General features: G+C 67.4%; 14 protein-coding genes. 12 read left to right on the top strand and 2 right to left on the bottom strand.

The genetic code is table 11. The annotated features are described in order from the left end of the window. Positions 1–41: 41 nt before the first annotated feature. From WS45_RS18050 to WS45_RS18010, 10 genes are all read left to right on the top strand, one after another. A complete protein-coding gene (locus tag WS45_RS18050) occupies positions 42–995 on the top strand; it encodes an ABC transporter permease (protein ID WP_059536198.1) in 954 nt (317 codons plus the stop codon). Between the two features lie 30 nt (positions 996–1,025). Beyond that, positions 1,026–1,985: an ABC transporter permease gene (locus WS45_RS18045; RefSeq protein WP_059700942.1), complete on the top strand. Its 960-nt coding sequence runs from the start codon at positions 1,026–1,028 to the stop codon at positions 1,983–1,985. Further along, positions 1,985–3,856: an ABC transporter ATP-binding protein gene (locus WS45_RS18040; RefSeq protein WP_059700941.1), complete on the top strand. Its 1,872-nt coding sequence runs from the start codon at positions 1,985–1,987 to the stop codon at positions 3,854–3,856. Before WS45_RS18045 ends, WS45_RS18040 begins: the two co-directional genes overlap by 1 nt. 166 nt (positions 3,857–4,022) lie before the next feature. After that, positions 4,023–5,300: an NAD(P)/FAD-dependent oxidoreductase gene (locus tag WS45_RS18035; protein ID WP_059701035.1), complete on the top strand. Its 1,278-nt coding sequence runs from the start codon at positions 4,023–4,025 to the stop codon at positions 5,298–5,300. A gap of 25 nt (positions 5,301–5,325) precedes the next feature. Then, complete coding sequence (locus tag WS45_RS35090) at positions 5,326–5,472, top strand: hypothetical protein (protein WP_156437215.1); 147 nt, start codon at positions 5,326–5,328, stop codon at positions 5,470–5,472. A gap of 11 nt (positions 5,473–5,483) precedes the next feature. Beyond that, on the top strand, positions 5,484–5,939 hold the full coding sequence (locus WS45_RS18030; protein ID WP_059536206.1) for a helix-turn-helix domain-containing protein: 456 nt from the start codon (positions 5,484–5,486) through the stop codon (positions 5,937–5,939). Between the two features lie 90 nt (positions 5,940–6,029). Then, positions 6,030–6,764: a cupin domain-containing protein gene (locus tag WS45_RS18025; RefSeq protein ID WP_059700940.1), complete on the top strand. Its 735-nt coding sequence runs from the start codon at positions 6,030–6,032 to the stop codon at positions 6,762–6,764. Positions 6,765–6,766: 2 nt separating this feature from the next. Beyond that, a complete protein-coding gene (locus WS45_RS18020; RefSeq protein WP_059700939.1) occupies positions 6,767–8,092 on the top strand; it encodes an NAD(P)/FAD-dependent oxidoreductase in 1,326 nt (441 codons plus the stop codon). A 61-nt stretch (positions 8,093–8,153) separates the two neighbouring features. After that, positions 8,154–9,623 carry an aldehyde dehydrogenase family protein gene (locus tag WS45_RS18015; protein WP_059700938.1) on the top strand — a complete coding sequence of 490 codons (1,470 nt, stop codon included), beginning with the start codon at positions 8,154–8,156 and terminating at the stop codon, positions 9,621–9,623. A gap of 50 nt (positions 9,624–9,673) precedes the next feature. Further along, a complete protein-coding gene (locus tag WS45_RS18010) occupies positions 9,674–10,861 on the top strand; it encodes a M20 aminoacylase family protein (protein WP_059700937.1) in 1,188 nt (395 codons plus the stop codon). 76 nt (positions 10,862–10,937) lie between these two features. On the opposite strand, the gene WS45_RS18005 is transcribed toward WS45_RS18010, so the two are convergent. Beyond that, a complete protein-coding gene (locus WS45_RS18005; protein ID WP_059700936.1) occupies positions 10,938–13,142 on the bottom strand; it encodes a LamG-like jellyroll fold domain-containing protein in 2,205 nt (734 codons plus the stop codon). 638 nt (positions 13,143–13,780) lie between these two features. Between WS45_RS18005 and WS45_RS18000 the strand changes: the two genes are divergently transcribed. After that, positions 13,781–15,970 (top strand): TonB-dependent siderophore receptor, encoded by a 2,190-nt coding sequence (locus WS45_RS18000; protein WP_059701034.1) that lies wholly within the window; start codon positions 13,781–13,783, stop codon positions 15,968–15,970. Positions 15,971–16,018: 48 nt separating this feature from the next. On the opposite strand, the gene WS45_RS17995 is transcribed toward WS45_RS18000, so the two are convergent. Next, positions 16,019–17,137: a helix-turn-helix transcriptional regulator gene (locus WS45_RS17995; RefSeq protein WP_059700935.1), complete on the bottom strand. Its 1,119-nt coding sequence runs from the start codon at positions 17,135–17,137 to the stop codon at positions 16,019–16,021. A 233-nt stretch (positions 17,138–17,370) separates the two neighbouring features. Here WS45_RS17995 and WS45_RS17990 point away from each other — a divergent pair, with 233 nt between their 5' ends. After that, positions 17,371–19,452 carry a hypothetical protein gene (locus WS45_RS17990; protein WP_059700934.1) on the top strand — a complete coding sequence of 694 codons (2,082 nt, stop codon included), beginning with the start codon at positions 17,371–17,373 and terminating at the stop codon, positions 19,450–19,452. The last annotated feature ends 643 nt before the right edge of the window (positions 19,453–20,095 follow it).

Below are 20,095 nucleotides of genomic sequence, written 5' to 3'. Positions count from 1 at the left end.
ACCGCCCCGGTCGCGCGCGACCTTTTCCGGAGTGCCGCTTCATGAATCGAATCCTGCTCGGGCTGATCGGCCGGCGCATCGCGGTCACCGCGCTGACGCTGCTGATCGTGTCCGCGATCATCTTCACGATCACGAACCTGCTGCCGGGCGACGCCGCGCAGGCCGCGCTCGGCCAGTCCGCGACGCCGGAGACGGTCGCCGCGCTGCGTCAGCAGTTCGGCCTCGACATGCCGGCCCACGTGCGCTACCTGCACTGGCTCGCGGGGCTGCTGCACGGCGATTTCGGTCGCTCGCTGTCGGGCGACATGCCGGTGTCGGAGATGATCGGCGGGCGCCTGCCGAAGTCGCTCGCGCTCGCGGCGATCACGACCGCCGTGTCGGTGCCGATCGCGCTGCTGCTCGGGATCCTCGCGGCGGTCAAGCGCGAATCGGTGGTCGATCGCGTGATCAGCCTCGGCACGCTGTCGCTCGTCGCGACGCCGGAATTCCTGATCGCGACGGTCGCCGTGCTCGTGCTGGCCGTGAAGCTGCACTGGCTGTCCGCGCTGTCGTACAGCGGCCCGATCGAAAGCCTGCACGATTTCCTGCGCGCGTATGCGATGCCGGTGCTGACGCTGTGCGCGGTCGTGATCGCGCAGATGGCACGGATGACGCGCGCCGCGGTGATCGAGCAGCTGAGCGCGTCGTACGTCGAGATGGCCGTGCTCAAGGGCGCGAGCCCCGCGCGTGTCGTGCTGCGCCATGCGCTGCCGAACGCGATCGGCCCGATCGCCAATGCGGTCGCGTTGAGCCTGTCGTATCTGCTCGGCGGCGTGATCGTCGTCGAGACGATCTTCAACTATCCGGGCCTCGCGAGCCTGATGGTCGACGCCGTCGGCAACCGCGATTTCCCGTTGGTCCAGGCGTGCACGCTGATCTTCTGCGTCGCCTATTTGACGCTCGTGCTGTTCGCCGACCTGTGCTCGATCGTGTCGAACCCGAGACTGCGGACCTGAGCGTCCCGTCCTTCTTCCGAGATGCCGCCCATGCACCCGACCGAACCCGTTCAACGCAGCAGCGCGCTGCCGCCGTCCGGCGATCCGCCTCCGCAGTGGAGCGGCGCGACGCCGCCCGCCGCGCCCGCCCTCGACCAGCCGCGCAAGCGCCGCGCCGCGCGCGTGAAACTGACGACCGGCGGCCGCGTCGGCCTGTCGATGGTCGGCCTGATGCTGTTCATCGCGGCGTTCGCGCCGCTGCTCGCGCCGCACGACGTCGGCGCGATCGTCACGCCGGACGTGTTCGCGCCGTTCAGCGCGAAGCTGCCGTTCGGCTCCGACTTTCTCGGCCGCGACATGCTGAGCCGGATCCTGTACGGCACGCGTCTGACCGTGCTGCTCGCGCTCGCGGCGGTGCTGCTCGCCGCGCTGACCGGCACGACGCTCGGGCTGCTCGCGACGGTGTCGGGCCGCGCGGTCGACGAGACGATGAGCCGGCTGCTCGATGCGCTCACGTCGATTCCGTCGAAGATGTTCGCGTTGATGTTCGTCGCCGCGTTCGGCTCGTCGCTGCCGCTCCTGGTACTGACCGCGGCGGTCAGCTACATGCCGGGCTCGTACCGGATCGCGCGGGCGCTGGCGGTCAACATCAGCACGCTCGAATTCGTGCAGGTCGCACGCGCCCGAGGCGAAAGCGCGCTGTACATCGCGTGCGTCGAGATGCTCCCGAACATGATCCACCCGATGCTCGCCGATACGGGGCTGCGCTTCACGTTCGTCGTGCTGCTGCTGAGCGGCCTGAGCTTTCTCGGGCTCGGCGTGCAGCCGCCATACGCGGATCTCGGTTCGCTCGTGCGCGAGAACATCGCGAGCCTCGGCGACGGCTCGGCCGTCGCGATCATGCCCGCGGTCGCGATCGCGATCCTGACGGTGGGCGTCAACCTGTTGATCGACGGCCTGCCGCATCGCGGCCGCCGCAAGGGCGCGGCCGCTGCCGCCGGAGAACACTGATGCGACACGATTCGACTCCGCTCGTCGAGGTGCGCGGGCTGCGCGTGGTCGGCGGCCGGCCGGGCGGCGAGGAAACGACGATCGTCCACGGCGTCGACTTCGATATCGGGCGTGGCGAGGTGCTCGCCCTGATCGGCGAATCGGGCTCCGGCAAGACCACGATCGCGCTGTCGCTGATGGGCCATGCGCGTGCCGGCTGCCGGATCGCGGGCGGCTCGGTGAAGCTCGGCGGTACCGATGTCTGCACGTTGTCGGCGCCGGCGCTGGCCGCGCTGCGCGGCCGCAAGGTCGCGTACATCGCGCAGAGCGCGGCCGCCGCGTTCAACCCGTCGCGCACGATTCTCGACCAGGTGATCGAGAGCGCGCTGATCCACAGGACGCTGTCGAAGCGCGACGCGCAGGCGAAGGCGGTCGAGCTGTTCCGCGCGCTCGCGCTGCCCGAGCCCGAGACGATCGGCAAACGCTATCCGCATCAGGTGTCGGGCGGTCAGCTGCAGCGGCTGATGGCCGCGATGGCGCTGATCACCGATCCGGAGCTCGTGATCCTCGACGAGCCGACCACCGCGCTCGACGTGACCACGCAGATCGACGTGCTGCAGGCCTTCAAGAGCGTGATCCGGCGCTACGGGATGAGCGCTGTATACGTGTCGCACGATCTGGCGGTGGTCGCGCAGATGGCCGACCGGATCGTCGTGCTGAGCGATGGCGTGATCCGCGAAGCGGGCGATACCGAACAGATCCTGCATGCGCCGGCGCATCCGTACACGCAGAGCCTGATCGCGGCGGTGACGCCGAGCGATGCCGAACGCGACGCGAAAGCGGCGAGCGCTGCGCCGGCGCCGCTGCTCGACGTGCGCGGCGCGGTCGCCGGCTACGGCGGCCGGACCGCGAAAGGCTGGCCCGCGAAGGTGATCCTGCACGAAGTGGACCTGCGCATCGGGCGTGGGCAGACGGTCGGCGTGATCGGCGAATCGGGCTCGGGCAAGACGACGCTCGCGAAGGTGATCGCGGGTCTCGTGCCGGCGACGGCCGGACAGATTCTGCTCGACGGCGAGCCGCTCGCGCTCGATATCGGCAAACGCACCAAGGAGCAGCACCGTCGCGTGCAGATCGTGTTCCAGAACGCCGATACCGCGCTCAACCCGGTGCATAGCGTCGAGCGCACGCTCGCGCGGCCGCTCGCGTTCTATCACGGAATCAAGGGCGCGCGTGCACGGCAGCGCGTCGCGGAGTTGCTCGAACTCGTGCGGCTGCCGCAGGCGGTGGCCGCGCGGCGCACCGGCGAGCTGTCCGGCGGGCAGAAGCAGCGCGTGAATCTCGCGCGCGCGCTGGCGGCCGAGCCCGACCTGATTCTGTGCGACGAGGTCACGTCGGCACTCGACACCGTGGTCGGCGCCGCGATCATCGATTTGCTGCGCGACCTGCAGGCGAAGCTCGGCGTGTCGTACGTGTTCATCACGCACGACATCGCGAAAGTGCGCGCGATCAGCGACGACATCGTCGTGCTGTACGCGGGCCGTCGCGTCGAAACCGGTAGCCGTGACGCGCTCTGCGCGCCGCCTTACCACCCGTATTCGCATCTGCTCGTGTCGTCGGCACCGGAGTTGCGCGCGGGCTGGCTCGACGATGCGGCCGAGCGTTGTCACCGGCCGCTCGTGCCGATCGGCGCGAGCGCCGACGACGCCGAGCTGTGTCCGTTCCTGTCGCGCTGCGCGATGCGGGTGGACGGCGTGTGCAACCGGACCGCGCCCGCGCTGCGCACGCTCGAGAACGGCGCGCAGGTGCTGTGCCATCGCAGCGAGGAAGATCTCGCGCGCTTCCAGACCGAGCCGGCGGAGGGGGCCGCGCCGGTGCAGCCGGTGCGTTTGTAGCGCGCCGCGCGGCGATCCGCATAGTCTGCTGCTGCGGCCGTGCAAAACGGTGGATCGTGCGCGCGCCGCGCGCGAATACGCGGCAACCGCGCTTTTTGACGGTGATTAAATGGCTTTCAACGGGCGATCACCGATCGCTGTCGACGGAATGCTCGAGAAGGATCCGATGAAATTCGAATCGTACTGGCTGGATACGCGCCCCGCGTTTCGTGCAGGCTGCGAAAAGCCCGTCGAAGGGCGCGCCGACGTCGCCGTGATCGGCGGCGGCTTCACCGGCCTGTCGGCGGCGCTCGCGCTGGCGCAGCGCGGCGTATCGGTGGTCGTGCTCGAAGCCGCGCAGATCGCGGGCGAAGCGTCCGGCCGCAACGGCGGCCAGTGCAATACCGGCGTCGCGCAGGACTACGCATCGCTGGCCGCGCGGATCGGCGCCGAACCTGCAAAGCAGTTCTATCGCGCCTACGAAAGCGCGGTGAAGAGCGTCGAGGCGATCGTCGCCGAACATGCGATCGACTGCGATTTCCGGCGCGCCGGCAAGCTGAAGCTCGCCGCGAAGCCGCAGCATTTCGCGGGACTGGCGAAGACGTTCGACGTGCTGCGGCGTGACGTGGATCCGGACATCGAATTGATCGAGCCGTCGCGCATTCGCGATGAAGTCGCCTCGGACGGCTTCCACGGCGGGCTGTTGCAGCGTAACGGCGTGCAGATGCACATGGGCAAGTTCGGCGTCGGCCTCGCGCAGGCGGCCGTGCGGGCGGGCGCGCGCATCTACGAGCAGGCGGCCGTCACGCGGCTCGAGCGGATCGACGGCGAGCGCCACGCGATCACCTGCACGCGCGGCACGCTCGTCGCCGATCGCGTGCTGGTCGCAACCGGCGCGTCGCAGCACGGCCCGTTCGCCTGGTTCCGGCGGCGCATCGCGCCGGTCGGCAGTTTCATCGTCGTGACCGAGCCGCTGCCCGACGCGCAACTGAACCGGCTGCTCCCGCATCGCCGCGCGTACGTCACGTCGCGCCAGATCGGCAACTACTTCCGCGTGACGCCCGACAACCGGCTGCTGTTCGGCGGTCGCGCGCGCTTCGCGATGTCGAGCCCGCGGTCGGATGCGAAAAGCGGCGAGATCCTGCGCGCCGGCATGGCCGGCTATTTCCCGGAACTGGCGAACGTGCGGCTCGATTACTGCTGGGGCGGGCTGGTCGACATCACCGCCGACCGGCTGCCGCGCGCGGGCCAGCACGACGGGCTCTATTACTCGATGGGCTACAGCGGCCACGGCGTGCAGATGTCCGTGCACATGGGCCGCGTGATGGCCGACGTGCTGTACGGCGCGGCCGCGGCGAATCCGTGGCGCGAACTCGACTGGCCGGCGATGCCGGGCCATTTCGGGCAAGCGTGGTTTTTGCCGTTCGTCGGCGCGTATTACCGGATGCAGGATTTCCTGCATTGAAGCGGCTGCTCCGGGAGGATTCGATATGACCGCACGATTTGTTTCCCTGCTTGCCTTGGACGCAGGCCGCCACGACGGGGCGGGCGTCGGTGACACGATGGCCGCGTCGATCGAGCCGTGCCCGATCGCGCATTTCGCCGCACAAGGCGCTGCCGTCAAGACGATCGCATGAGGACGGCAAGCATGGTCACTCTGTTCCACGATTCGCTAGACGGCGCGCCAACACGTGCACCGCGTGTTCCGCAGCCCGTCTCGCCGGCGATCGGCGACGTGCTGCGCACGATCGATGCGTCGTTCGCGCAAGCGCTGAATCTCGACACGCTCGCGGCGGTCGCCGGATTGAGCGTTTCCCGTTTCACCGCGCGCTTTCGCGGCGAAGTCGGCTTGTCGCCGCACCGGTATCTGTGTCTGGTGCGCGTGCGGCGTGCGCAGGATTTGCTGCGCGCCGGTCTGGCGCCGTCGGTCGTCGCGACCGAGGTCGGCTTCTTCGATCAGAGCCATCTGTGCCGGCATTTCCGGCGGGTGCTCGGGATCACGCCGCGCGATTACGTGGTCGCCCGGCCGGGTGACGCGCCGGCGCGAACCTCGTCGACGCGCACACGCGTCGAACGCGGCGAAGCGTCGTGTCACGTTGCATAGGCGCGCGGCGGGCGACGTCCGCGAACAACGATTTCCGATACCGCGCGACGCGTTCTCGACAACATCGCCGCGCACTGGGCAGGAGCAGAAATGACCGCAGTTTTCGTGTTGCATCGTGCCGACGGCATGACCAATACAACCGCCTTCCGCAAGCAGGCATTCGGGGAGCGCGATCCTTTCGCGCGACATCGGGAGATCGCGTGGGAAGGGCCCGACGCGATGGCCGCGGGGCGTATCCGTTTCGTCGGCGAGCTTGACGTCTCGCGTTATCCGCACATCGAGACGCTCGTCGTCGTCGAAGGCGAGCTGACGCTCGAAGCGGCGGGCGCCGCACCGTTGGTGCTGGGGCCGGGGGAGGGGGCGGTCATCGGCGGCGGCACGGCGCTGCGCGTCATCGCGGAATCGCACGTGCTCGTCATGTTCTGCGCGGCTGCATGCGCGGAACCGACGAAGCGCGGCGTGTTCCCGCTGCGTGCCGACGCCGACTTCAAGCCGTCCGCATCGCTGCCGCCCGAGGTGCTGCTCGGCCCCGCACCGCAATGCCGCAGCGACAACGTGTTCATCGACGACGGCGCCGAATACTGCGCGGGCACGTGGGATTCGACGCCCTATCACCGGATCGTTCGCCCGCATCGCGTGAACGAGTTCATGCTTCTGCTCGCCGGCAGCGTGCGGTTCGCCGCGCCCGACGGCGGCATGCTGTCGCTCGGCGCCGGCGACGCGCTCTTCGTGCCGCGCGGCGCATCGATCGGATGGGAAAGCCGCGAACGCGTGGCGAAATTCTACGTCGTGCAGAACGTCCACGTATCAACCGAACGAGACTGAACATGTCCCCTCCGTTGCGCCAAATCGAAACGCCGTCCACGCCGCCGGCTTCGGCCGATGTCGTCGTGATCGGCGGCGGCATCATCGGCGTCTTCACCGCGTACTACCTGGCCCGGCGCGGGGTGTCGGTCGCGCTGGTCGAGAAGGGCCGAATCGGGGCCGAGCAGTCGAGCCGCAACTGGGGCTGGTGCCGGCAGCAGAACCGCGACGAGCGCGAATTGCCGATGGCAAGCAAGAGCATCGATCTGTGGGAACGCTTCGCCGCCGAATCCGGCGAAGACACGGGCTTTCATCGCTGCGGACTGCTGTACCTGAGCAACGACGAGGCCGAGCTGTCGCGCTGGGCCAGCTGGGGCGATTTCGCGAAGACCGCGGGCGTGACGACGTACATGCTCGACAGCAAGCAGGCCGGCGAGCGCGGGCAGGCGACCGGGCGGCCGTGGAAGGGCGGCGTGTTTTCGCCGAGCGACGGCACGGCCGACCCGGGGAAGGCCGCACCGGCCGTGGCGGCCGCGTTCATGAAGCTCGGCGGCAGCGTCAACCAGCACTGCGCGGCGCGCGGCATCGAGCTGGAGGGCGGGCGCGTCAGCGGCGTCGTCACGGAGGCCGGCGTGATCCGGACCCGGACGGTCGTGCTTGCCGGTGGCGCGTGGGCGTCGTCGTTTTGCCGTCAGCTCGGCATCCGGTTTCCGCAGGCGTCGATCCGCCAGTCGATCCTGAGCGTGTCGCCCATCGAACAGCGCCTGCCCGATGCGCTGTACACCTCGGGCGTGTCCGTGACGCGTCGCGGCGACGGACGCTACGCACTGGCCATCAGCGGCCGCGCACGCGTGGACGTGACGCCGCAGTTTCTGCGCTTCGCGCCGCAGTTCGTGCCGATGTTCGCGAAGCGTTGGCGCAATCTTCTGCCGGGCGGCCTCGAAGGGATGCGCGGCGGCCACGAAACGCTGAAGCGTTGGCGGCTCGATGCGCCGACGCCGATGGAGGCGGTGCGCATCCTGGATCCGAAGCCCGACATGCCGACGGTCGCCGAAACGTATCGACGCGCCGTCGAATTGCTGCCCGAACTTCGCGAATCGACGATCACGCACGCATGGGCCGGGTTCGTCGACAGCACGCCGGACGGCGTGCCGGGTATCGGCGAAGTGCCGGGCGTGCCGGGATTGATCCTGGCGGCAGGCTTCTCCGGTCACGGCTTCGGCATCGGCCCCGGCGCCGGTCACTTGATCGCGGATCTCGCCACGGGGGCGCAACCGATCGTGGACCCGGTACCGTATCGGCCGAGCCGGTTCGGCGATTCCGCGTGGGGCAAGGTGGCCGATTTCTAGTCGGCAAACCGCGGCTTCGGCCGTTCGCGAGCCCATGCCATCGACTCAAGGACATCCTCCAATGAATTCACCCATCGCTTCACCGGTTCGTCACCTGATGGAAGCCGGCAGGCTCGATCGCTTCTTCATCGACGGCGACTGGGTTTTGCCTGACGGCGGCGAGCGGTTCGCGGTCGTCTGCCCGTCCACCGAAGACGTGCTGTGCGACATCCCGCTCGGCAACGCGCGCGACGCCGAGCGTGCGGTGCGGGCCGCGCGCAAGGCGTTCGAACGCTGGTCGGCGACGTCGCCGCAAGAACGCGCCGCGTTGCTCGACCGCATTCACGCGTTGATCCTGGCGCGCGCCGAACGCTTCGCCATGGCGCTCGCGATGGAAATGGGCGCGCCGATCGGCTATGCACGCAGCGCCCACGTGCCGCTCGCGGCCGAACATATCCGGGTCGCGCGCGACAATCTGGCCAGCTATCCGTTCCGGACCCGGCGCGGGACGACCGCGATCGTGCGCGAGCCGATCGGCGTCTGCGCGCTGATCACGCCGTGGAACTGGCCGATCTATCAGATCACGGCGAAGGTCGGCCCGGCGCTCGCGGCGGGCTGCACGGTGGTGCTGAAACCCAGCGAGCTGTCGCCGCTCAGCGCGTTGCTGTTCGCGGAAGTGATCGCCGATGCGGGCGTGCCCGCGGGCGTGTTCAACCTGGTGAGCGGCAGCGGCACGGAAGTGGGCGCGTCGCTCGCGTCGCACCCGGAGGTCGACATGGTCTCGATCACCGGATCGACGCGCGCAGGCGTGCTGGTTGCGCAGGCGGCGGCGCCGACCGTCAAGCGCGTCGCGCAGGAGCTGGGCGGCAAGTCGCCGAACATCGTGTTGCCCGATGCGGACCTGTCGCGCGCCATCGCGCCGGGCGTTGCCGCCGCGTTCCGGAACATGGGCCAGTCGTGCAGCGCGCCGACCCGGCTGATCGTGCCGCGCGGCGTGCTGGGCAGCGTCGAGGCACTGGCCGTCGCGGCAATGGAACGCATGGTCGTCGGCGATCCGTTCGCCGAGGCGACGACGCATGGCCCGCTGGCCAATCGCGCGCAGTTCGGCCGTGTCGCGCAAATGATCGACGCGGGCATCGACGAACGGGCGAAGCTGATCGCCGGCGGCCCTGGGCGGCCGGCGGGATTCGACCGCGGGTTCTATGCGCGTCCGACGATCTTTTCGGATGTCCGCACCGACATGACGATCGCGCAGCAGGAGATCTTCGGCCCGGTCCTCGCGATCCTGCCTTACGACACCGTCGACGAAGCCGTCGCCATCGCGAACGACACGGTCTACGGACTCGGCGCACACGTGCAGGGCACGGACAAGGAGCGCGTGCGCGAGGTGGCCGCGCGCATCCGCTCGGGGCAGGTGCACGTGAACTACCCGGCGTGGGACCCTCAGGCGCCGTTCGGCGGATACAAGCAGTCGGGAAACGGCCGAGAATACGGGATCGAAGGGATGGAAGAGTACATGGAGGTCAAGTCGATCCTGGGGTTTCATGATTGACGCGGCCGCAGTCCCGACTTGAACCGGTTTGCCTTGCAAGGGTGTCGAAATTGGAAAACCCCATCATTCCCGAGACGTCGTTGAAAGCGCATCACGCGCACTGGGCGACCTTGCGTCGCGACCTGCATGCGCATCCCGAGTTGCGATTCGAGGAACACAGGACGGCCAACGTCGTTGCACGCGAGCTTGACGATCTCGGCTATGCGGTGACACGCGGGCTGGGCGGCACGGGCGTGGTCGCGAGCCTGCCCGGTGCGGACCCGCGCCGCGGAATTGTGCTCCGTGCGGATCTGGATGCGCTGCCGATCCAGGAAGCCAATGATTTCGCGCACGCGTCCGGCGCGCAGGGAATCATGCATGCGTGCGGGCATGACGGGCATACCGTCATGTTGCTCGGCGCCGCGCGCGTGCTGAAGGACCTGCCGCAGTTGCCGGGCACGGTTCATTTCGTGTTTCAGCCCGGCGAAGAGGGCGGCGCGGGCGCGCGGAAGATGATCGACGACGGGCTGTTCGAGCAATGCCCGACGGAAGCGGTATTCGGCATGCACAACTGGCCCGGTTTGCCGGCCGGGCACTTCGGGTTGCGCACGGGGCCGATCATGGCCGCGGGCTGCCGGTTCAGGATCACGGTGACCGGCAAAGGCGCGCATGCGGCGCAGCCGCACCTGGGCATCGATCCCGTCCCGCTCGCCTGTTCGATGGTGCTGCAGTGTCAGACCATCGCCGCGCGGCACAAGGATCCCGTGGATCCGGCCGTCATTTCGGTCTGCATGTTCCATGCGGGAACGACGGACAACGTCATTCCGGACAGCGCCGAGCTGCGCGGGACGATTCGCACGCTGTCGTCGGCCTTGCAGCAACAATTGCAGCGCGACGTGCGGCTCATGTGCGAGGCGCTCGCGCACGCTCATGGCGCGCAAGTCGACGTCGAGTTCTTTCAGTACTACCCGGCGACGGTCAACACGCCGGCCGAGACCGCGCTCTGCGAAGCGGTGATTCGCGACACCTTCGGCGACGCACGTCTTGACGCCAACGTGCCGCCGAACATGACGTCCGAAGACTTCGGCTTCATGCTCGAGGAGCGCCCCGGCGCTTATGTGCTGATCGGCAACGCGCCGGCCGGAACGGCCGCGCCGGCGCTGCATCACCCGAAATACGATTTCAACGACGACATCATTCCGGCCGGGGTCCGGTATTGGGTCGCGCTGGCGCAGCATTATTTCAGGCGATCGCCGTGAGTGCGTGCGCGATGTCGCAGCGGCGGGCCGCGGAGGCGCCGCCCGCCGCGACGCACATTCGGAACCTGGGCACGCATCACGCGCCTTGAGCGAGTGCCTTCACCTGCGCGGCCGACATCGCACCGCGATGGATGCGGAATTCGTCGATCGCACCGTTGAAGAACGGGTCGCCCGGATACTGCGAGCGTCCGATCCAGTTCTGCGCGGTTTTGCCGATGCGCCACGGCGCGAAGATGACGTAGCTCGCCGAGCCGATCGCATTGCCGTTCAGATAGAGCGTCGCGGTCGTGGCCGACAGCGTGACCGCGACGTGCGCCCATTGCCCGGCCGGCAGTGCGGCGTTGCCGTCGATCGTGCGCTCGCCATGCCCGCCATTGATCGTGATCGCGAAGCGCATCGTCCCGTGTGCGCTTTTCGGCGTGACGAACAGATAGCGTCCGGTGCCCGAACCGAAATCGAAGATGCGCGACCACGTCTGCCCGCCGCGCCAGTTGACCCACGCCGCGATCGTGAAGTCCGACACGTCGGCGACGATGTCGTTCGGTAGCGCGACGTAGCCGCTGGAGCCGTCGAGCGACACCGCGTTGCCGCGCTTTCCCGCGACGTGCGATGCGCCGCCGGCGAGCGTGGCCGCATGGCCGTTGCCGCTTGCATCCGCCGAAATCGTGCCGCCTGTCTCGTCGAAGGTCAGCAGCGTATGCAGTTGCAGCGCCGTCGACGCGGCGACTTCCGGCGAATTCGCGGATTCACCCGCCGCGGTCCGCGCACTGATCACGTAGTACCAGACGCCTGCCGTGGGCGTGTCCGTGTACGTCAGCGGATCGACGATGCCGCTGGCAACGGTCGTATACGGGCCGCCGGAGACGGACGCACGCTTCACGTCGTAGCTCGCTGCGTTCGCGATGCCCCACCACGACAGCACGACCCGCTCGGCGGCCGGCCACGCGGTCAGCCCGCTCGGTGCGGTTGCGGGCGCAGCGGGGTCGCGCGTGCATGTCAGCGTGCCGTAGCCGAGCTGATCGTATCCGCCGCTCGCCTCGCCGTAGTTGCCGCCGCCGCCCTCGGGCTGGATCGCGCGCGCGAACTTCGCGGACCACGGCGCGGACAGCCCCTTGCGGTTCACGTAGTGGTTGTAGACGAGCGCCCAGCACGGGCGGATCACTCCCTGGCCGGCGGTCGAAAATTGCGCGTGCGTGACATCGACGTTCGCATACGGCGCGTACGGCACCGGAGGGAACGTGCCGTCCGGCTGCACGAGGTTCGCCTTCGCGACGTACTCGGCGCCCGCGAGGAAACGGTTGTTGTCGTGCCCATACAGGTCGACGCCCTGGTTCCACGCCATTTCGCAGATCGCACCGCCGAGCGCGATGCCAAGCGTGTTGTGCCCCTGGTCGCGGCCCGACTCCTGCCATTGGCCGAGATGACCGGGATGCAGGTAATAGACGGCCTGCGCGATCGCGCCGTTGCCGGGCCCGTCGATGAAGTAGTTGACGGCTTCGTCGAACTTCGCGTGGTCGTCGCAGAGCACGCCGATCGCCATGATCGACGCGATGTTGCACAGATCCCAGTTCGCCCAGTAGTGCGTGATGTCGGTGTTGTTGTGGCGGTTCAGGAAATCGGCGTTGATCGGGTAGAACCTGGTCGCCATCATCGCCTGGAACGCGGCGAAGTCGGCGGCGGCCCAGCCGCGGTAAGTGCGCATGATTTCGCCGGCGTTCACGAATTCATAGCCGTAGATGCCGGCCGCCAGATCGACGTTCGAATCGCCGGCGAGATGCTGCAGCGTCGACGACCATGCATTCATGATCTGCACGGCCTTGTCCGCATATGCGGTGTCGCCCGAGATCTTCCAGCGCAGCGCGCACGCATACGCGGCCGCGATGTCCTTGTACAGCACCGGGTAGTTCTGCGAGCCGGTGCCGCCGCGCGTGACGACGGCCTGCGGGCGCGGCGACCACGACAACTGCGCATGCCCGTTCGCGATCAACGTGTTCCAGCCTTCGCGCCAGGGCGATGCGGCGGCCGCCACTTTCTGTGCGATCCGTTCGAAATCGGCTTGGGTGTGCAGCAGGCCGGGGTGCGCGAACGCGTGGTTCGTGGCGATGGCCGGCGTGCCTGTGGCCACGCGCGCGAGCGCACGGTTGCCGGCCACGGTGCCGGCGACGCTTTCGCTCGCTCCCGTGCCGCCGCAAGCGGAAAGCGCGAGCGCGCCGATGCTGTAAAGGAAGGTGCGCCGGGAAATGCGCGCGCCGGATTCAAGCCGAAGCTGCGAGTCGTTCATGTGGTGTACGTCCTTCCTTGACGGGACTCAGCTGAAAAGTGGCAGCGTCATTTGAAATCAGTCATCGCATGACGATGCGGATTGTACTGGAAGCGTCGACGTTTTCGAGCACGAGCTGGCCTTGGGGGCGGGCATATTTTCGAGATGCGGATTGTGATGAATTTGTTGATTAACATGCTAATAATACGGAAATGAATGGCGATTGAAACGTTTGCGAGATATGATCGTCGCCGGCCGGCGAGCGGCAAGCTTTTCAGGTATCCAAAGCGATAGATTCCCACTATTTCATTATGTTGTCGTACAACATATGACATGTTGCGGGTTTCAGATCGTTTCAGGGCCAATGGGCTGCGCAAGCGCATGCTGGTGAAACGGCGTCGGCACCGCGCGATGAATGAAAAGAACCGGAGGGCGGCGCGAGGACGCGACACAGGCGAGGGAACGGTACATCGTGAACGTTCCTGCGCCCGCGATACGGGGATCGCGTTCATGTGCCTTTTCATAAGGCGCGCACTCCGCGGTCGATATCATTCACGCGCGCGAAAACGCCCCAATCGATTGACGCGCACCGGTTCGTGCGCGGCGGGCAGCACACGCGGCGGCGGGGCCGCGACGGCACGACGGAGAGTATCGAAACGATGGGAAAGGCGACAGGTTCGGTGCGACGCGCAATCGCGATCGCGGCCGGGGGAACGTTGTGCGCGGCGGCCGCGGGCGGCGTACACGCGCAGGCATCGGATACGGCGACTGTGCCGCCATCCGACACGGCGGCGCTGCTGCCGAAGATCGACGTGACAGGCGCGGCCGACCGCGCGTCGCTCGGGCTGGTCGGGTTGCGCACGGCCACCGCGACCAGGACCGACACGCCCGTCGCCGAGATCCCGCAGACGACCAACCTCGTGACCGCGCAGCAGATCGAGATGACGGGCGCGACCGACCTGAACCAGGCATTGCGCTATGTGCCGGGTTTCGCGACGTTCGGCGCCGACAGCCGGACCGACTGGTACGCGGCCCTGCGCGGCTTCACGCCGACGCTGTATGTCGACGGCGTGCCGGCGCCGAACACGGCTGTCATCGCGAACTGGCGAGTCGATCCTTACACGATCGACTCGATCGCCGTGCTGCGCGGGCCAACGTCGGTGCTGTACGGCGCGGGCGAGCCCGGCGCGATCGTCGATGCGCATACCAAGCTCGCCGACGGCGAGCGCATTCGCGAAGTCGGCGTGCGGATTGGCAACGACGCGCGCAAGGAGACCATGCTCGACGTCGGCGACACGCTCGATCCGGACGGCAAGTATGCGTATCGCTTCGTCGGCGTCGCGCGCGACGGCAACGCGGCGACCGGCCCGAACGCCGACCGGCGCGTCGCGGTGGCGCCGTCGTTCCGCTGGCGGCCGACGGCCGGCACGTCGCTGACGGTGTCCGCCTCGTTCCTGCAGGATCACGGCGACATCTCGTCGAACTTCCTGCCGGCGTCGGGCACGGTGCTGCCGAACCCGAACGGCCGCCTGTCGCAGGACATCTACATGGGCGACCCGGCGTTCAACGACTATCGAAAGAAACAATGGTCGCTCGGCTACGCGCTCGAGCATCGCGTCGATTCGATATGGACGCTGCAGCAGGATGTGCGCTGGTCGCGGCTGTCGCTCGACGACGCGACGGTATTCGGCAACGGGCTCGTACCCGGCAGCACGACCAACATGATGCGCACCGCCGGGCTGTTCCAGTTGAACTACAGCCGGCTGGACATCGACAACCGCGCGCGGGCGCGCTTTGCCACCGGCCCGCTCGAACACACGCTGCTGCTCGGCCTGCAGTTCGACCGGCAGACCACGACCAACAGCGTGTGGCTCGCGCTGGCGCCGTCGCTCAACCTGTACCACCCGGTCTATCGTCCGGTGACGGCCGCGATCTTCTCCGGCCGGACGTCGCTCGGGCGTTTCGATCAGTACACGGCGATGAACACGCTCGGCGCGTACGCGCAGGACCAGATCCGCTGGAATCGCTGGACGCTCACGCTCGGCGGCCGCGAGGACCGCGTGAGCGCGCGCTTCGACGACCGCGTGGCCGGTACCGGCACGCAGCAGGACGTCAGTGCATTTTCCGGACGCATCGGGCTCACCTGGCAGGGCGATGCGGGGCTGGCGCCCTACGTCAGCTACTCGACGTCGTTCGATCCGGTGATCGGCGTGCGCATGTACGGCGGCGGCTTGCCGAAACCGACGCGCGGCAAGCAGACCGAGGCCGGGCTGCGCTGGCAGCCGCCCGGCCGGAACCTGATGCTCACGGCGGCTGTTTATCGGATCGATCAGACCAACGTCGTGACGCCGACGCCGGCGAGTCTCGATCCCACCGGCACGTCGTCCGTGCAGACCGGCAAGGTGCGTTCGCGCGGTGTCGAGCTGAGCGCGGTCGGGAAGGTGACGCGCGAATTGTCGATCGTCGCGTCGTACGCCTACCAGGACGTCAAGAACGTGCAGGCGAACGATGCGTCGCTGAACAACTGGCCGGTGTCGGTGCCGCTGCCGCGACAGATGGCGTCGCTGTGGGCGGACTGGACCTGGCACGGCGGCGCGCTGGCGGGCGTCGGGATCGGTGCCGGCGTGCGCTACCAGAGCGCGTTGGCCGGTGCGCCGGACAATTCGCTGACGGTGCCGAGCACCACGCTGTACGACCTGGCGATGCACTACGACCTGCGTCACTGGCGGCTCGCGTTGAATGTCGCGAACCTGTTCGACCGGCGCTACGTCAGCGGCTGCCAGTCGTACGCGGTATGCGTGTTCGGCAACGAGCGAACGGTGCTGGCGAGCGCGAAATACAACTGGTAGTCGCGGCCACTGTTTTTCGATACGTCGGTGGCTCGCGGTTTCGCGCGATCACCCGTCGCGCACGTGCTGCGGGAGTACCCACAGCATCCGCCCGACCGCCTCGGCCTGATTTCGGGAATGCGTCTTCTCGTAGATCGCGCGCAACTGCGTGCGAACGGTCGAGAGCGACACGCCGGCGATGGCCGCGCATTCCTCCGGCGTCTTGCCGCCGATCAATGCTTCGGCGATGGCCGCTTCGGCGCTCGTCAAGCCGAATGCCTGCCGCAGTTGCTGCGCGACGACGAGCGGGGTGGTGCTGCGACGTCTGGCGGTGATCAGTATCGCGGCGTCGCCGAGTGCGCCATGGCGTGCTTGTCCGGACAGCGAAGCGATGCCGAGAAAGATTTCGTGCGCGGCGCTCACGGTCCCGGACAGGGCAAGGTTCTCGCTTTTGCGGGTCTGCGCGACACGTGCCACGGCCGCCTTGAGTGCATGGTTCTGCGGCGCGCTCGTCGCGCTCAGATGGCCGTGCTCGAGCTTGAGGCAAGTGGTGGCGCGCAGCATCGATTCTGCCGCCCGGTTGACGAATACGACGCGCGAATGCCGGTCGAGCGTGAAGATGGACAAACCCAGTTCCGCCATCAGTTCGTTGCCGAGCGCAGCGTCCCGACGCAGCACGTTTGCGTCCTGCCAGAGGTTGATCGCGCGTTGCAGATGCCCGGCCATGCCCGTCAGGTTCGCGCGTTCCTCTGACGAATAAGGCGGGCGGCCGTGCGCTCTCAGCAAGCCGAGCAGGATGTCGTCGCTGCCCGGGCGCGCGAAGCGCATTCCCATCAGGTAGCGAATGCCCGACGGAATCTGATAATCCTGAAAGAATTCGCTGCGCTCGACATCGCGGTCGGTCAGATGATCCTGGCAGCAAACGAATTCGCCGAGCGGGGCGTTCTCGACGAAGCCGCGGCGCGGATCGAGTGCGCCGTAATACTGGTCGTAGAGTGCGACGATCGAGTCGAGTTCGGCACGCGGCGAATAGATCGAGAATTTCGGGGCATTGCGCGCGGCGTCCCAGCTGAACATATGAAAGATGTTTGCGCCGAGCGATTCGGATACCCGATGGAAGACTTCGAGAAAACCATCCGGGTACAGGGCGGCCTCGTAGAGGTCCCCGATGAGCTGGTCCCGTTGCATGTTGCCCCCGCCGCGTAATGATTTTGTATGTATGTTTTATCTGACGAATATTGATTCGAATACCGAATTTGTTTCAGGCTAACACAGGTTATTTTCCTTCAGTACCGCATTGTTTCCGGATTTTCATTCACCTGAATGATGATTGCAAAAATCGCCTTTGCGAGAATTCCGATCAGCGTGCATGCGCGTCGCGTATCGCACCTGATAACCAGAAGAATCACAGGGGAAAAACAATGAAACTCAAACCTGTCGTGTGGGGTATCGCAGCGCTGGTGGTCTCCGCTTGCGGAGGCGGCGGCAACTCATCTTCGTCACCGTCCGAACCCGCTGCACAGACGGTCAGCGGCGTCGCGGCCGCGGGCGCGGCCATGCAGGCCGCGACGGTCAAACTCATGGATGCGACCGGCAAATCGGTCGACTGTCCGGCCGACGCCACGACCGGCGCGTTTCATTGCACCGTGACCGGGCTGACCGCGCCTTTCGCGTTGTCCGCTTACGGCAACGTCGCGGATTCTCAAGCCACGCTGATCGCACTCAGTGCCACGGCCGGCACACAGACGATCAACATCACGCCGATCACGAATGCGATCGCCGCCACGATCATCGGCGACAACCCGACGAAGTTGCTGGCCGACACCGGGCTGCTGCAGAGCAAGGTCACCGCCCAGGCGGTCGCCAACACTGTGCAGGCGTATGCGTCGGCGCTGGTCGACCTGCTGACCGCAACCGGCAATACGGGCGTCGACCTGATTTCCGGCCCGCTGACCGCCGGCGGGCCGGGCCTCGACCGGCTGCTCGACCAGGTGAAGATCAACGTGTTGCCGGATGGCGGCGTGCAGATCAGCTCGGTGGCGGGCGCGTCCGGCGATACGCCGGTGCAGCTTCAGCTCGCGCCCGGTGTCGCGCCGCAGCCGAGCGACAAGGCCAGCCTGCCGGCCGCTGCGACCATCAACGGCACGGTGATGTCGAACCTGCCGAGCGCGAGCGACCTGGCGGGATTGCAGAGCGCGCTCAATCAGTGTTTCGCCGGTTCGACCGGCGCGGCGCGCGCGGCGGGCAACGTCCCGGCGTGCGGCCGGATCTTCGTCGACGGCGTCGCGTCGGGCGCACTGAACGCAGGCGTGCCCGCTGCCTATCTCAACAACGGCATGTCGGTCGACCAGGAATTCGGCGCGCATGCCGGCGGCGCGCCGGGCATCGTGGCCGACGATGCGATGAACAATGCCAGCTTCAGCTTGCCGGAAGTCATTCGCGTCGTCGCCAGCGACACGATGTGGGTCAAGCTCGCGTGGACGCGCACCGACGGCATTCGCGACGGCATGCAGCAGCATGTGCAACTCGCGGTGCAGGCGAGCAGCCTCGCGAGCGGCGATACCGGCTGGCGCGTGGTCGGCAATCAGCGCGCGGTGCTCAGCAAGGTCAACGCGAACGCGCAGAAATGGGACTGGCTGAATCCGGCCAATCCGTCGACGGGGACCAACGCGTTCGTCGATTCGCTCAACCTGCAGGTGGGCACCGTCGATGCATCGGGCACCGCGGTGGATTTCGCGATCGTCACTGGCCCGGGATTGCGCAACGGCGTGTTCCTCCAGCCGTCGAGCGGTACGTGCGACACGCTGAACATCCGCGCGCAAATCGCGAGCGGGCAGACGCCGGCCCAGCTCGCCGCGCTGACGAAGAATGCGCTGTGCCGCAACAATTTCCGTCTGGCCGGCGTCGCGCAGGACCCTGCCAGCCAGGGGCTATTCACGTGGCTCGGCGATGCGCCGCGCAACAATACCGCGTGGGCGAAGCCGCAATTGAGCGCCGCCGAGCTGGCCGACATCAAGCCGTTCAGCGCCTATACGATCGACATCTACCAGAACGGCGACACGTCGGCGCCGGCCCGGCACTATACGGTCCGGCTGCGTACGCCGTCGCCATTGCCCGACGCGCTGCGCCAGTATGCGTGGCACGATCTGGCGCAGTCCACGCGCGATAGCCTGACGCCCGGCACCGCCAGCACGTTCGCGGGCGGCGCGACGTTCCCGCTGACCTGGACGTCGAAGGCGGGGCTGCCGTTCGTCAAGCGCGGTAACGTGCAGATTCGCGCGACCGCGTCGGGGCAGACGGTGCCGACGTTCGTCAACGGTTCGGCACAGGCGTCGCCGGTCCTGCCGGGAGCGGCGGTGACGCTCAACGTGACGGGCGATCAGGGCGTCGCGTTCCCGTCGGTGGCCGGCTGGACGGGCGGCACCGATTTCTCGTTCGTGAACCTGGGCTGGTCCGACACGATCGACACGGTCTTTACCGAGGCCTTCGAATACGACCGGTGACGGAGGTCGGGCAGATACGCCCGTTGAGAATGGGGCTGGCGGGGTGAATTTTGATCCCGCCAGCCCCTTTTGCGTCATGGCGTGGCGAGACGGCGTGCGCCACCTCCTGAACGACTTTCTGGCGTGAAATCTTTCTTGTCACTGCATCAGGCATGACTCGGAAAAGGTCACGCAGTGCACGCGTGCAGCGCCGGTGTTACTCGACAGAATCATTTTCCGTTGATTTCGGGCGCGTGCTGATGGCCAACCAGGGCGATAGCGACCGCGAGTCCCATGCGACGCCGCGCCAGATGCCTCAAATCGTCCATCGCGACGCTTCCCGTCTGCTTCGTCACATTGCACCGCCACGTACACCGTATCGACGCTGTAACGTTTTTGGCGCGATTTTCCGGTTCCGTGCGCTTTCCATGGCCGGGGGCCGTTGCGGCGGCGTGATTGCGAGACTGGCACGTTGTTAGCTTCATCGGTTGTGGTGGGAACGACAGCTGCCGCGCGTTTGCGATCGTCCGACGAATCGATGTCCTTGCGTTGCCGAGACGTGTCCGAAACGCGGCACGTTCGCTCTCCCCCTCAGCCGATGGCGCCACACGGCCCGGCCACCGCTCGCCCGATCGCGATGGGTGGAGCGCGGCGGCAGCGACGT

This window comes from Burkholderia sp. RF2-non_BP3 (genome assembly GCF_001522185.1).
Taxonomy (GTDB): domain Bacteria; phylum Pseudomonadota; class Gammaproteobacteria; order Burkholderiales; family Burkholderiaceae; genus Burkholderia; species Burkholderia diffusa.
Note: the sequence above shows the minus strand (reverse complement) of the source record. Positions and strands in the feature narration are given on the sequence as shown.

Coding starts and splice junctions, on each gene's coding strand:
- WS45_RS18050 (WP_059536198.1), top strand. CDS start 42: ATGAATCGAATCCTGCTCGGGCTGATCGGCCGGCGCATCGCGGTCACC.
- WS45_RS18045 (WP_059700942.1), top strand. CDS start 1,026: ATGCACCCGACCGAACCCGTTCAACGCAGCAGCGCGCTGCCGCCGTCC.
- WS45_RS18040 (WP_059700941.1), top strand. CDS start 1,985: ATGCGACACGATTCGACTCCGCTCGTCGAGGTGCGCGGGCTGCGCGTG.
- WS45_RS18035 (WP_059701035.1), top strand. CDS start 4,023: ATGAAATTCGAATCGTACTGGCTGGATACGCGCCCCGCGTTTCGTGCA.
- WS45_RS35090 (WP_156437215.1), top strand. CDS start 5,326: ATGACCGCACGATTTGTTTCCCTGCTTGCCTTGGACGCAGGCCGCCAC.
- WS45_RS18030 (WP_059536206.1), top strand. CDS start 5,484: ATGGTCACTCTGTTCCACGATTCGCTAGACGGCGCGCCAACACGTGCA.
- WS45_RS18025 (WP_059700940.1), top strand. CDS start 6,030: ATGACCGCAGTTTTCGTGTTGCATCGTGCCGACGGCATGACCAATACA.
- WS45_RS18020 (WP_059700939.1), top strand. CDS start 6,767: ATGTCCCCTCCGTTGCGCCAAATCGAAACGCCGTCCACGCCGCCGGCT.
- WS45_RS18015 (WP_059700938.1), top strand. CDS start 8,154: ATGAATTCACCCATCGCTTCACCGGTTCGTCACCTGATGGAAGCCGGC.
- WS45_RS18005 (WP_059700936.1), bottom strand. CDS start 13,142: ATGAACGACTCGCAGCTTCGGCTTGAATCCGGCGCGCGCATTTCCCGG.
- WS45_RS18000 (WP_059701034.1), top strand. CDS start 13,781: ATGGGAAAGGCGACAGGTTCGGTGCGACGCGCAATCGCGATCGCGGCC.
- WS45_RS17995 (WP_059700935.1), bottom strand. CDS start 17,137: ATGCAACGGGACCAGCTCATCGGGGACCTCTACGAGGCCGCCCTGTAC.
- WS45_RS17990 (WP_059700934.1), top strand. CDS start 17,371: ATGAAACTCAAACCTGTCGTGTGGGGTATCGCAGCGCTGGTGGTCTCC.